The sequence below is a fragment of the Flavobacterium arundinis genome, assembly GCF_038289855.1.
Classification (GTDB): Bacteria; Bacteroidota; Bacteroidia; order Flavobacteriales; family Flavobacteriaceae; genus Flavobacterium; species Flavobacterium arundinis.
Window position 1 is genome coordinate 140,882 of the sequence record NZ_JBBYHR010000003.1, and the last position, 12,923, is coordinate 153,804.

Here is a 12,923-nt window from a genome sequence, read left to right on the forward strand (position 1 = left end):
TACATGACCCAGGACATTAACTTCATGACTAAAACTAAGGCACTTATAGATAACCTAAAAAGTGTCTGTGCTAACTATGGCTTAGGAAATGATGGAAACGAATTTAAAATTATTACCCAGGTATTCCTGTATAAATTTCTAAATGATAAATTCAGGTATGCCGTAAAGCAGGAAATGCCTGCTTTAAATGAAGCTGAGAATTTCTCGGAAGCCCTGCGTAATCTAAATGATGAGGACTACAGTTTTTTGGTAGCTTCTTTAGACCCAAATATTCCGCGGTTAAGACCACAGCACCTTATCTCGCATTTGTTTACCATCCAGAATGATCCTGATTTTGGTAAAACGTTTGACGACACCCTGCGACAGGTTTCGGTTGAAAACGCCGAAGTATTTTCGGTAAAGTCTTTTACCGGGGCTAAAGACAGTTTATTTGACGATTTAACGCAGTTTATTTCAGATTCCTCGCAGCGTGATGCCTTCGCAAAAGCTTTAGTCAACAAACTGTTTGAGTTTAGTTTTGAGGAGATGTTTGAGCAGAAATACGATTTCTTCGCTACAATCTTTGAATACCTTATTAAAGATTACAACACCGACAGTGGCGGGAAATATGCCGAGTATTATACGCCTCATGCGGTTGCCCGCATTATGGCGCAAATTATGGTGCCCGAGCCGGTAAAAGGGGCAAAAGTGTATGACCCATCGGCGGGGTCGGGCACGCTATTAATGAGCATAGCCCACGAGATTGGCGAAGAGAACTGTACCATTTACTCCGAGGATATTTCGCAGAAATCGAGCAATATGCTACGTTTAAACCTGGTGCTTAATAATCTGACGCATTCTATCCCAAATATTATCAAGACCAATACGATAGCGCAACCGAACTATTTGGACGAAAAGTTCGACTACATTGTTTCTAATCCGCCATTTAAATTAGATTTTTCTGATTTTCATGCGGATTTAGATAAAGATGCTTTTAAAAAACGTTTTTTTGCCGGGATTCCGAATATCGCCAAAAGCAAAAAAGAATCAATGGCTATTTATCTCTTGTTCATACAACACATCATGTACTCATTGAGCGACACAGGTAAAGCGGCTATTGTAGTACCTACCGGATTTATTACGGCACAGAGCGGCATTGAGAAGAAAATCCGTGAGCACATAATTAACAACGGCTGGCTACGCGGTGTGGTAAGCATGCCCAGTAATATTTTTGCCAGTACGGGTACTAACGTTTCGGTGCTGTTTTTAGATAAGAAAGCAGATAGCGAACATATTGTATTGATGGATGCCTCTAAGCTGGGTGAAACGGTTAAGGAAGGTAAAAATCAGCGCACGGTACTTACCCCTGCCGAAGAAAACCATATTATAGAAACCTTTATTGCCAAACAGGCCGTGCCCGACCTCTCCGTAGTGGTTACCAAAGAACAGGTAATTGAAAAAAGCTACAGCTTTAGTGCGGGGCAGCATTTTGATGTAAAAATTGAATACTCAGATATTAGTGCTGAGGAATTTGCCAAAAAAATGAACGGATTTGAAAGTAGTCTACAAAACCTTTTTATTGAAGGCAATGCCTTAGATGAAAGAATACAGCAACAGTTAAAGGAATTGAGGAATGGGATATAATGAAACATCATTAAATAGTCACTGGCCTTTAAAAAAACTTAATCAGATTGGAGAATTTAAGAGAGGGAAGTCTAAACATAGACCAAGAAATGATTCCAAACTTTTTCTTAATGGAAAGATTCCTTTAATTCAAACTGGAGATATAAAAGCGGCTAATTTATATATCGAAAAAGCAACAGAATTTTACAATGAAGTCGGTTTAAAACAAAGTAAACTTTGGGATGAAGATACACTCTGTATCACGATTGCTGCAAATATTGCTGAAACAGCTATTTTAAAGAAAAAAATGTGTTTTCCCGATAGCGTTGTAGGATTTATACCTTTCAAAAAGGAAACCACGAGCGTTTTCATGCACTACCTTTTTGCTTTTATAAGACAAAGGATTCAAAATTCCGTGCAAGGTAGCATTCAAGATAATATAAATATTGATTATTTAGAGAAGCTACAATTAAGAATTCCAGAATTTCCCACACAACAAAAGATAGTCTCTGTCCTTTCAGCTTTAGACGATAAAATAGAATTGAACAATAAAATCAATGTGGAGCTCGAGTCCATGACCAAAACCCTGTATGATTACTGGTTTGTACAGTTTGATTTTCCTGATGCTAACGGTAAGCCTTATAAATCATCGGGCGGGAAAATGGTTTGGGATGAAGCGTTGAAGAGGGAGATTCCTATGGGGTGGGAGGTTTGTTGTTTAAGTGACATCGCAAATATTACTATGGGGCAATCACCGCCAGGAGAAAGCTATAATGAAGATGGAAGTGGATGTGTATTTTATCAAGGTTCTACAGATTTTGGAAATAGATATCCAACAATTAGAAAGTTCACAACATCTCCTTCCAGATTTGCTACACAGGGGGATATTTTATTAAGTGTAAGAGCACCGGTTGGGACAATGAATGTTGCTAAAGAAGATTGCTGCATAGGTCGCGGTCTTGCAGCACTAAATAGTAAAGACAATTGTATGTCTTATTTGTACGAAGTTATGATTGATTTGAAACAAATATTTGATAGAAGAAATGTTAACGGAACAACTTTTGGTTCAATTACTAAAGACGATTTGTTTTCTTTAAAAGTAGTAAGACCTTCTTCAAAAATATTAGAAAAGTACAATACTATTACTAAACCATGTTTCGAAAAACAAAATAAAATGGGAGAAGAAAACCAGGAACTTACCCAATTGAGAGATTGGTTGTTGCCTATGTTAATGAATGGGCAGGTTACTGTAGGTGAGACTGAGGAGAAAATGGGAATGGTAGCTGAGGGGAGTATGAAATATAAATAATATTTAGATGTTAAAAAAAATCACATCAAAGCTTTTTAAATAATAAGTATGGATTTTCAGAATTTTGAAATATTAATAAGACAGATTGAAACAGATCTTGGCGATGATTTTATTCAAAAATTTCGGGAGGCGAGAAGAAAATTTGCTGGACTTACTAACTTACCTAATCGAATACTTTTTTCAGAATATGATAAAGATAGGTCGGAATGGGTTTATAACAGGGGCGGAAAAAAAGAAATTCAGTATCATCTATATCTAAGAAATGGGGAATTGGGCTATGGACTCGGAATTAATAGCCAAAGAGGAACTTTCAATAATGATGATCCTGTAAAAATTGCAAATTCTTTTGGCAATTCCTTTAAAGAATTATATACTAAGATAAAAAATGTTCTTCCAAACTACACCTTTAGAATAGGTTCAGAAGGCCAATTAGGTAACATGAAGGAAGAGGAGTTTTTACTCTTTGGAAATTCAATTCCTTATTTAAATGATAATACACTTAGCGATGCTGATTATCAATCTATGATTTCAGACTTAAGAAAACAATTTGAAGTATACAGTATGGTTTTTGAATTAAACAATAGCAAAAATGAAATTCTTTTGCATCAACAAATACGATTGGAAGAGATAACTAAAAAAGTAAACTTACTTAGCTACAAAAAGCAGATTATTTTACAAGGCCCTCCGGGAACGGGGAAGACCAAATTAGCAAAAGAAATTGCACAACAATTAGTTGGAAAAAATAAGATTGATAAAGAGTTTGTAAAGAATAATCTTAATGTAGGATTAGAATTTAGTAGTGTTGGCGGGAGAGAGACCTACAAAATACTTTCAATTAATAAGGACAATATTGAAATTGCTACATCAGGTGAGAATCGTCTGGCGACAATTTCTGGGATATTAAAATACTATGAAGATAATTTAGATTGGAAAACCTCAACGTTAAAAAATGTTGAAGCGTATGAAATGTCATTAGCTAAATATATAAGAGAAAATATAAGTGCTGATAAAAAGGACCTAGAACAAGTCAAATTAATCCAATTCCACCCGAGTTATACTTACGAAGACTTTGTCCGTGGTATCATAGCAGAATCAAAAGGTGAGAAAATTGAATATAAGAATATAAATAAAACACTAGGTTTGTTTGCTGAAAAAGCTTTAAAGAATTTTAAGGCAAGTAATAATAGATCTGTAGAATCTAACATTGAACGATGGATAGATTCTAAATTTGAAGAGTTCAAAAGTAATATTGAAGCAAAGTTGCCGGAAGAACAATTGACACTTTCTGATAATATCAAGATTTATGAAGTAACAGATTCTCATTTCAAGTATGCCCAATCTTGGCAAACACCTGGTTATTTAAAATTTAGCGAATTCAAAAGTTTGGTTAAGGCTATAGTTTCTGGAGAACTTGAATTGTCGAACAGACAATTGGATAAAGAGAAATTTATCCATGCGCTTTATCGTTATACTTATTATAATGCCCTTCTTAAAATTTTCTTTGATGAATATAAATATAAAGGCGAATCTTATTCAGAGACTCTAAAAAACTTTGTACTTGTAATCGATGAAATTAACCGAGCTAACCTTTCTTCTGTATTAGGAGAACTCATCTATGCGTTGGAATATCGCGGTGAAGCCGTTGAAAGTATCTATGCTATTGAGGAAAACAATGAACTCATTTTACCTCCTAATCTCTACATCATAGGTACTATGAATACCGCCGACCGTTCTGTGGGGCATATTGATTACGCCATCCGCAGGCGTTTTGCTTTTATAGACGTACCGGCAGAGAACCTTAAAGTAACGCAAGGATTAGAAGCATTTGACGGCGATTTATTTGATAACGTAACGGCTTTGTTTGATAAAAACCTATCAGCCGAATTTGAGAAGAAAGATGTTCAGTTAGGCCACTCCTATTTTATTGATAAAGCTAATGACAAGGATGGCGCCTCAATGGATATTCGTCTGGAATATGAAATCAAACCGATATTACGGGAGTATGTAAGAGATGGCGTTTTAACCGGCGAAAAAATCAAAGAAAAAATTGAAGCTTTAGCTCCGTCTATATAATGGGGATCCGTTTATCAGAACACAGAAGCCTATCCATTCGCTTAGCAGATGATGAAGAGTTACAGCCGAAAGAAGAAGGCATTGTAAATATTCATCGCTCAACATTTGAACTGTTTGAATCACTAGTTTCTAAGCCGTTCAATCATAGCAGTCACTGCTTTCTTTTTCAGAGAAAAGAAGCAGATTATGAGCTGAAAGCAGATTACTGTATTGGGCTTGACTGGCTTGGAAAAACGGACAGGTACTTGTATGTTGAGCCAAAAATAAACAGTAAGTATGCTAAACTGTTTGATAAAAAAAGCGAACGTGATCCCGATGATAACACAAAGCACGAAAAGTCAAAAGAAGTTGGCGGTTCTATATTTGAACTGGATTACCTAAGTATGCTATTGCAGGTAACGTCAGTTGAGGAGAGTAACGAAGAAATTAAAGACCTGGTAAAGATAGACTGGCTTGCCCAACCCATCACAATTGAACAAAAGGATGATAGGCTAACCCCTTTCCTGATGGTATGTTTTTTACAGATACTGAAAAACATTGTCCGTAAAGGGTTAAAGAAAAATTACTACAAAGTGCAGGAAAACCTTAACAACAGGGTTAAGGGCAAAATATTGGTTGGACAACATATTAAGCAGAATGTTTTTAAGAATCGATTTACAACTACATACTGTGAGTACCAGCAATTCGGCTACGACCATCCTGAAAACCGTTTTTTAAAGAAGGTGTTGCAATTTGCGACGGCCTATGTGGAAAACAACAAATCTCTTTTTGGAACGATTTATTCGGATATACAACATATTATAAACTATTGTCGTCCCGCTTTTACATTGATTTCGAATGAAGTAAGCGACTATGAGTTGAAGCAAACCAAGTACAACCCGTTTTATAAAGAATATAGTGAAGCCCTGCAGACGGGCCGTCATATCTTAAAGCGTTTTGCTTATAACATTACACAGACGAGTTCCAAAGAAATTGCAACACCACCATTCTGGATAGACATGCCCCGGTTATTCGAATTGTATGTTTATAGTAAAATGATAGAAGCCAATCCGTCAGGTAGAAAAGAAATCCATTTCCAATTTAAAACTTATGGCAATGCACTAGATATTTTAGTATCAAAACCTGATTTTCAAATGGTAATTGATGCTAAATACAAACTCCATTATCAACATGGACAGGTACACGATGATATTCGTCAAGTAGCCGGATATGCACGTTTGAAAAAGGTCCGGGAAAAATTGAAAGTGACCGGAGATACAAATATACCTTGTTTAATAATTTATCCTGACATGGAAAACGGGATTGAAGATTTTTCTTTAGAAAATATCAGAGATAGTTTTACAGTAATACCTGCCTACTACAAAGTTTATAAGTTGGGTGTAAAGTTGCCGGCAATATATGGTAATACTTAAATTCTATAAGTGGCCTTAAATCATACAATTAAAATATAAATTATACATCTATACGATCTCTTCAAAAATGAAAAGGGACAGTAATTAAAAAGATTATTTTTCATTGAATTTCTTTTTCATTCATCTCTTTCCTGATCTTCGCACTAAAAAAGTTAGGTGAAATCCCGGTTCGTGCTTTAAAAGCAATAACAAAGCTTTGAGTAGTCCCAAACCCCGCTTCCTTGGCGAGTGCCTCATGGGTAAACATACGCTTGTGCTTATCGGTTTTGAGTTGATCAATAATATAGTCTATCTTAAGGTCATTTATATATTCCGTAAAGCTCTTGCCGTAATAGTGTAAAATTACATCTGACACATAATGCACATTTGTCTCCAGATACACCGCCATTGAGGCACGGGTAATGTTGGGGTCAAGATATCGCATGGACTGCCTCCACTTCTCTAAGCGAGACAGAATTTTATCTGCTTTTTCCTGTGGAATAAGTAGTTCCTTGGGTGCGTCGCTAACAGGCTTACCTGTTGGTTTTTTATTTTCCATCAATTCACGGAAAATACGGTTACGCCTACGGTGCCTGTACAAAGCAATGGTAAGTACTATAATGATTATAGCCAGGCAGACAGATCCAAAAATTAATAACTTCCTGTAAGTCATCTCCTGAGAAAGTTGCGCCTCAATATTCTTTTTCTCCTGCCGCAGTTCAACCGTATCATAATTGACGTGGATATTGTCGTAAAGCTTATCATGGGTTGTAGTTAGGATACTATCGGCGACAAGTAACCGGTCCACATAATACAGCACCTTTTTCAGTTCACCCTTGTCTTTATAAAAGTCAATCAACAGCTCGAAACTCTCCCTGAGATCAGGCCGAATATAGTCGTTATCGATCAGCGCCTGATCCACTTGTTTTAAATAGGGCACACCTTCCCTGTATTTCTTTAAATCCCAAAGGCTCTTACCAATATAAAAATTAGCCACCGCAACATTCCCATGGTCTTTATTATCCTTTATTTCGGGGATCGATTCCTTAAGATGTTCTATGGCGGATGCATAATTCTCCCTGAAATATTCATTTATGCCTTCCAGATGCAGGAAATAAGCATCCATGCTATGGTTGTTTAAGGTTTTGGCGGCAGCATTTCCTTGCCGTACCATATCAAGGGACTTGCCGTAGTCGCCGGCCTTATTGTAAACTAAGCCTAATGAATGGAGCGTATTCAAGTACGCTCTGGGGTTTGTATCCTTAAAATAGTGCAGGCAGGCATTAAAAAGGCGGATAGCCTCGGCATTTTTTCCCAAATAATACTTTTCGTGGGCAATATTATAGATGAGCTTGTATTTTAAGTACTCATCTGCAGACCTTTCAATGTATGGTTTGGCCGTTAGGTAATTCTCCAACGCCAGTTCATGCCGTTTAAAGACATAATACGCAATTCCTTTCGAGAGATAGGCTGACCCGATTAATTTGTCGTCACGCGATTGCTTGGCCGCGTAAACCATGCTGTCGGTATAAGTGATGGCCACGTCTTCATCGGCATAATCGGCATAGTTCTTATAACCATTTACGATGAGTTCCCAGTCCTTTGCTGCTTTGGCGTTAGCCAGGAATGCCTGAAGGTATATTTTCTGTTCAGCAGGTTTGTCTTTAGAACTGCTTATCATAGTGAACAGGTACTTGAAATCTTTCTTTTGTAAAGAGTCATGGACAGACGCCCCCAATGATTTCTGGGAGGTAAGGGTAATAATACAATGTAGTAGTATAATAGATACGCGACTGAATGCCATTTCTTGCAACGTTAATTTAATTCTTAGCAATTAATTTAGAAAAGAGCAGTAGTAGAAATAAACGTAGTGTCGGGGTAAATCAAATGTAGCCAATATCCCAATATTCACTTATGATTTAACAAATTTTAAGAGTGTGTATTTTCAGAAAATCCACAGTTAGAATTCAGAATCCCCAACCTAATGCGCTTGCCGAGGCTAAACAATGCCCATAGCTTTGTTTTGAATTCACAAGCCAAGGGTTGCCTGCAGCCCGACCAGTTTGTCATCCGGATGAATGAACTGATTAAACGAATCAGTCACATTTAAACACGAAACAAATGAAAATCGTAAACTTAATCCCGATGGGTATCTTATCGGTTATGCTGTTGGCATGTACTAACGAAACCGATCAATTAAATACTGTTGCTAGCCAGCAAAACACATATTTGAAAACGCTCGGCAACAATCCCGGTAATGAAAACAATCCCTACGATGCCTCAGGGCAATCCTATAGAAACGGCTTATCACTCTACAAAGCAAGTGGAAACAGACCAAACAATTATGAAAATCTCTTGTTGCTTGTCCAGAATCTGTCCGGCGGCGCGTTGGAAACCACATTCGACTCAACTACGCAGCAGTTATTAGCCTCTTGCATGGATACACCTGATACAGCACTCGAACAAGTTCTGCAAAGCCCTTCGCTGAGCCAATCGGCCGTAACAATTCTATCCGATTTTTTTGCTAGTTACGACCTTTTGGCCAGTAAACCATTCGGCAAAGCTTACAGTGATATAATTGCTATTGAAAACAGGACGCTGAACTCACCCGGCTTATCAGATGAAGAGCAACGGATCATATTTATTGTAACGTCCATCACACGGTACTCCCTTCACCATTCGTGTTGTGAGGACACGGACTGGGGAAAATCGGTCGGTAATATCATTGCTGCGCTGGCGGGGGCTCTGGAAAGTAACCAGGCAGCTGTAGAATACTCACTAATAACCAGCATTGCCGGATTGGAAAAAATCGAATTGTAGAATAATTCAAAGCCCGCAGGCTATCCTGTCGGGCTTTATAATTACTTGCATATGGAATTTACATCAGACGCGTTTCCGGCAGAAGTACATTATTATAACGGGGAGGATAGCAGAATCCCTAACGAGAAAGTGAGCTGCAGCGGATATTTCTTTTTCATCTACGTCAGGTCAGGAATTTTGAGGGCAGTGATTGACGGAAATAAGATTTCCTGCACTTCAAATGAACTTGTAGTAGCATTATGCAGGCATTATTACCAAGTGCACAGCTACAATAAAAAAATGGCCTGTTATTTTGTGAAGGTGCGCTGGCAGTTTATAACAGATATTAAAATGTCAGGCCAATTTATAGAGCTACTGGTTAGTAAGCAGAGTACTAAAATTATTCCCGATCTGTTCGATGCTAAAGTTCTTGCCCGGATAATGAAACTACTTCACTATTACTATGAGACTGCAACAAATCCGAAGCGCTTTCCCCAGGCATCTTTTACAGCGGCGTTGAGCCTACTGATATTTCAGGCGGCATGGCAGCGGGATATGAATCCAGCCGACACATCTTTCAACAGGAAAGAATTGCTTACCATGCAATTCCTGAAACTATTGATCCAAAATTACAGAGAGCATCATAGCCCGGAATTTTACGCTAAGCAACTATTTGTAACAAGTGGCTACCTTACTAAGGCAGTCCGTGAGGTAACGGGAAAAACGGTTATAAAATGTATTACAGAGGTTCTTATCAGCGAGGCAAAGTATTTACTGATGAGTTCACAACATTCAATCGAAACCATCAGCGAGCAGCTGCACTTCAATTCTTCGGGAAGCTTCAGCAGGTTCTTTAAAAGGCAAACTGCTGTAACGCCTATGGACTATAGGAAAGAATACGGTAAATAACAGGCATGCACAGATAACAGTGCTATCATTTTTGTCGGTGCACGGCTATATCAATTTTGAGTTATGGTACGGTCAGCGATGTTTAAGAAGATACTGTCAGAAATAGATACCAAGGAGCAGGACCTGTCGTTGGGCGATACGTCACTTATTGAACAGTCCCGCATTATGATTGCGTTGTTACAGGAGATTCTTGTACGCGTTAAGGAACAGGTAGGCATATCGGGATTTACCGACGTGATCGCGGAAATTGAGTTTTTTAAGGAAGTGAAGCCCATGGTTTTGGGTAAGCTTATCTACTACAATAATGTATACAGGATTGAGACTACGTGCCCAGTTAGAGGCGGAAAGCTATACCGTAAGTATTTCGAAGGGCAACTGAAGCTTTTAAAACAGCATAATGCAAGCCAGCTGGATATGGACTTCTACCGTTACTACCGTTCGGGCAGGACTGACAAAGATGCTGACTATTTTCTGCGGGAGCAGGTACATTACGCTACCGTTTTAGATAGCTTCTATTTTGAGATGGACAGCCAGTATTCTACGTATTATGACCATCTGGTTGCCCGATTTATAGCACAGGACCTGACCTACGTTTACATTTTGTCAAGGATTTATCCTGAAACTCCACTTAACTTTGGGTCGCTGGATATTCCGGATGACCTGCAGTGGACAGGTACTAAAAATGCACTTATAGAACTCATTTACGCTTTATATATTTCGGGAGTGCTATCCCATGGTAAAATAGGCATCCGGAAGGTGAGCCTGATTTTTCAAAGCCTCTTTAAAATTCCGCTTGGCGATATCCACCATGCCTTCCACCGCATGAAAGACCGAGCGGGTAAGCGGACCCTCTTCATCGACCATCTAAGAGATTCGTTGGAAGAATACATGGATAAACACCTGTAATGAAGCAGCCGTGAAGGCTGCTTTTTTTTATGGCTTTTGTGGCAACCTTTTAAAAAATTTTCCATACCCATTGGCACAACTTGGCAGATAAAGTTTAGGGCAATTACAAACTTGCATCCAGTTTAATTCTAAATCATACTATCATGAACATCGACAGAAATGAATTTCATGCCTGGATGGAACGTGTAATGCAACGCTTTGACTTGCTGGCCGAAAAAATCCTACAGGTGGAACAGCGCCATACTGCTATTGATGGCGAAGAGTTATTGGACAATCAGGACGTACTGCAAATGCTGAAGATCAGTTCACGTTCCCTGCAACGCTACCGTTCCGGCGGAAGGCTACCTTACTACACTATTAGCGGAAAACTGTACTACAAGCTTTCCGATGTGCACCAATTTATCCGTGACAGTTTCCAAAAACGCTTACCGGGATTGCAAGCCAAAGAATGACAAGTACTGCGTGCCGTTTCCCATAGATCATTACAAATATCTAGACACATAGTTTTATAATCAAAACAGAAGCTATGGAAGACAATCAAAACCATGCAGAACATCCTGATGAACTGAATGAGATGCTGCTTGTACTGGACAAGAAGCAAAATAAAATCAAGTCAGTGACACAGCTAACGAGGAACGGCGAAGTAAAAGCAGCGGACATCGATAACAAGAACCAACCGGATTTTCTACGGATTGAACGGCATGGTGACTTTTTCTCCAACTTCTTCGGCAACTTCACGCGACAGCTCAAAGAACCGACACGGTTTGATTTTTTCCGCGTGCCCTTTTCGGCGGGTTTAGAAATTGGCCGCGAATTGCAGGGCTACCTTAATGACCTGGGGGAAGATGCGCAGAAACTACTTTCTAAGTACGCTATAAACTCCGAATATCAACATAAAAATCATAGTAAAATGGAAACAACAGAAGAGTACAAATTCAAGCCCGAGCAAGTGAATTGGGAATCACTGCACAATTTAGGCTTAAGCAGGGAGCGCCTTGAAAAGATGAACCTGATAGAGCCCCTTCTCAAGGGATTTAAAACCAATGATGTCGTGCCATTAACGCTTACCATGGGTGATGCTGTGGCAAAACTGGATGCCAGACTTTCGCTTCAGACCAATGATGCGGGGCAGGTGGTAGTGGCAATGCACGGGATACGAAAGGAACCCAATTTAAACTACCCGTTCTTTGGACATGAGTTTACCAAAGAAGATAAAGAGAACCTGCTTAAAACAGGCAATATGGGAAGGGTCGTCGACCTGTACAACCAAAAAACAAGCGAATTCGTGCCGTCAATAATCAGCGTTGACCGCAAGACCAACGAACTGGTAGCTTACAAGGCAGAGTGGATGCAGATACCTGATGAAATTAAAGGTATCAAACTGGATGACCAGCAAAAGCAGGCGCTGCAGGAAGGCAAGCCACTTTACCTAGAAGGAATGACCTCAAAGAATGGAGAGCCCTTTGATGCCACGGTACAGTTTAATGCCGACAAGCGCTATGTCGAATTTATATTTGACCGCAATCCGGGCCAGTCGCAAGGCAAAACCTATGATGAAGCACCCAGGGAATTCAGGGGCAAAGAACTGACCGAGGAACAATACAGTAAGTTCAAGGAAGGAGCGACCGTCTATATTACAGGGCTGATAGACAAGAATGATAAGGAATACCAAGGGTACATTACCTACAACAAAGATAGCGGAAAAGTAGGCTTCTCCTTTAACAACCCTTCCAAATCAAAAGAGGAGGCCCTGCCTGAGGCAAGCCCGCAAACTTCACAAGCAACTGCTGAAAGTAAGATGAACCATGCAAATAATCCTGTAAAGGATGACGATAAGAAACAACAAAAAGAAAATGTTGCTGATAAACAGCCGGACCAGGAAGATACCCCAACGAAAAAGAGGGGCAGGAAAATGTAAAACATAAATGAAGCAC

The 12,923-nt window shown here is 39.1% G+C and carries 10 protein-coding genes; 9 read left to right on the forward strand and 1 reads right to left on the reverse strand.

Features of this window, described 5'->3' with window-relative positions; all coding sequences use genetic code 11:
- The first annotated feature begins 3 nt into the window (after positions 1-3).
- From AAEO56_RS06225 to AAEO56_RS06240, 4 genes are read left to right on the forward strand one after another with little or no spacing between them, the layout of a single operon-like run.
- On the forward strand, positions 4-1,623 hold the full coding sequence (locus AAEO56_RS06225) for an HsdM family class I SAM-dependent methyltransferase (RefSeq protein WP_341696172.1): 1,620 nt from the start codon (positions 4-6) through the stop codon (positions 1,621-1,623).
- Positions 1,613-2,911, forward strand: a complete 1,299-nt coding sequence (locus AAEO56_RS06230; RefSeq protein ID WP_341696173.1) for a restriction endonuclease subunit S — start codon at positions 1,613-1,615, stop codon at positions 2,909-2,911. The genes AAEO56_RS06225 and AAEO56_RS06230 overlap by 11 nt, the downstream gene beginning before the upstream one ends.
- A gap of 48 nt (positions 2,912-2,959) precedes the next feature.
- Positions 2,960-4,984 (forward strand): AAA family ATPase, encoded by a 2,025-nt coding sequence (locus AAEO56_RS06235; protein WP_341696174.1) that lies wholly within the window; start codon positions 2,960-2,962, stop codon positions 4,982-4,984.
- Complete coding sequence (locus tag AAEO56_RS06240) at positions 4,984-6,396, forward strand: 5-methylcytosine restriction system specificity protein McrC (RefSeq protein WP_341696175.1); 1,413 nt, start codon at positions 4,984-4,986, stop codon at positions 6,394-6,396. The genes AAEO56_RS06235 and AAEO56_RS06240 overlap by 1 nt, the downstream gene beginning before the upstream one ends.
- A gap of 100 nt (positions 6,397-6,496) precedes the next feature.
- Here the strand turns inward: AAEO56_RS06240 and AAEO56_RS06245 are convergent, their stop codons facing one another.
- Positions 6,497-8,179, reverse strand: a complete 1,683-nt coding sequence (locus AAEO56_RS06245; protein WP_341696176.1) for an AraC family transcriptional regulator — start codon at positions 8,177-8,179, stop codon at positions 6,497-6,499.
- A 317-nt stretch (positions 8,180-8,496) separates the two neighbouring features.
- Between AAEO56_RS06245 and AAEO56_RS06250 the strand changes: the two genes are divergently transcribed.
- From AAEO56_RS06250 to AAEO56_RS06270, 5 genes are all read left to right on the forward strand, one after another.
- Positions 8,497-9,195: a hypothetical protein gene (locus AAEO56_RS06250; protein ID WP_341696177.1), complete on the forward strand. Its 699-nt coding sequence runs from the start codon at positions 8,497-8,499 to the stop codon at positions 9,193-9,195.
- Positions 9,196-9,246: 51 nt separating this feature from the next.
- Positions 9,247-10,083, forward strand: coding sequence for a helix-turn-helix domain-containing protein (locus AAEO56_RS06255; RefSeq protein WP_341696178.1), 837 nt, complete (start codon positions 9,247-9,249; stop codon positions 10,081-10,083).
- A gap of 63 nt (positions 10,084-10,146) precedes the next feature.
- Complete coding sequence (locus AAEO56_RS06260) at positions 10,147-10,989, forward strand: RteC domain-containing protein (RefSeq protein WP_341696179.1); 843 nt, start codon at positions 10,147-10,149, stop codon at positions 10,987-10,989.
- A 143-nt stretch (positions 10,990-11,132) separates the two neighbouring features.
- Complete coding sequence (locus AAEO56_RS06265) at positions 11,133-11,441, forward strand: helix-turn-helix domain-containing protein (RefSeq protein WP_341696180.1); 309 nt, start codon at positions 11,133-11,135, stop codon at positions 11,439-11,441.
- Positions 11,442-11,515: 74 nt separating this feature from the next.
- Entirely contained in the window at positions 11,516-12,907 is a 1,392-nt protein-coding gene (locus AAEO56_RS06270; RefSeq protein WP_341696181.1) for a DUF3945 domain-containing protein, read from the forward strand.
- The last annotated feature ends 16 nt before the right edge of the window (positions 12,908-12,923 follow it).

Bases quoted from the DNA above. Each gene is read 5' to 3' on its own strand.
- AAEO56_RS06225 (WP_341696172.1), top strand. From the start codon at position 4: ATGACCCAGGACATTAACTTCATGACTAAAACTAAGGCACTTATAGAT.
- AAEO56_RS06230 (WP_341696173.1), top strand. From the start codon at position 1,613: ATGGGATATAATGAAACATCATTAAATAGTCACTGGCCTTTAAAAAAA.
- AAEO56_RS06235 (WP_341696174.1), top strand. From the start codon at position 2,960: ATGGATTTTCAGAATTTTGAAATATTAATAAGACAGATTGAAACAGAT.
- AAEO56_RS06240 (WP_341696175.1), top strand. From the start codon at position 4,984: ATGGGGATCCGTTTATCAGAACACAGAAGCCTATCCATTCGCTTAGCA.
- AAEO56_RS06245 (WP_341696176.1), bottom strand. From the start codon at position 8,179: ATGGCATTCAGTCGCGTATCTATTATACTACTACATTGTATTATTACC.
- AAEO56_RS06250 (WP_341696177.1), top strand. From the start codon at position 8,497: ATGAAAATCGTAAACTTAATCCCGATGGGTATCTTATCGGTTATGCTG.
- AAEO56_RS06255 (WP_341696178.1), top strand. From the start codon at position 9,247: ATGGAATTTACATCAGACGCGTTTCCGGCAGAAGTACATTATTATAAC.
- AAEO56_RS06260 (WP_341696179.1), top strand. From the start codon at position 10,147: ATGGTACGGTCAGCGATGTTTAAGAAGATACTGTCAGAAATAGATACC.
- AAEO56_RS06265 (WP_341696180.1), top strand. From the start codon at position 11,133: ATGAACATCGACAGAAATGAATTTCATGCCTGGATGGAACGTGTAATG.
- AAEO56_RS06270 (WP_341696181.1), top strand. From the start codon at position 11,516: ATGGAAGACAATCAAAACCATGCAGAACATCCTGATGAACTGAATGAG.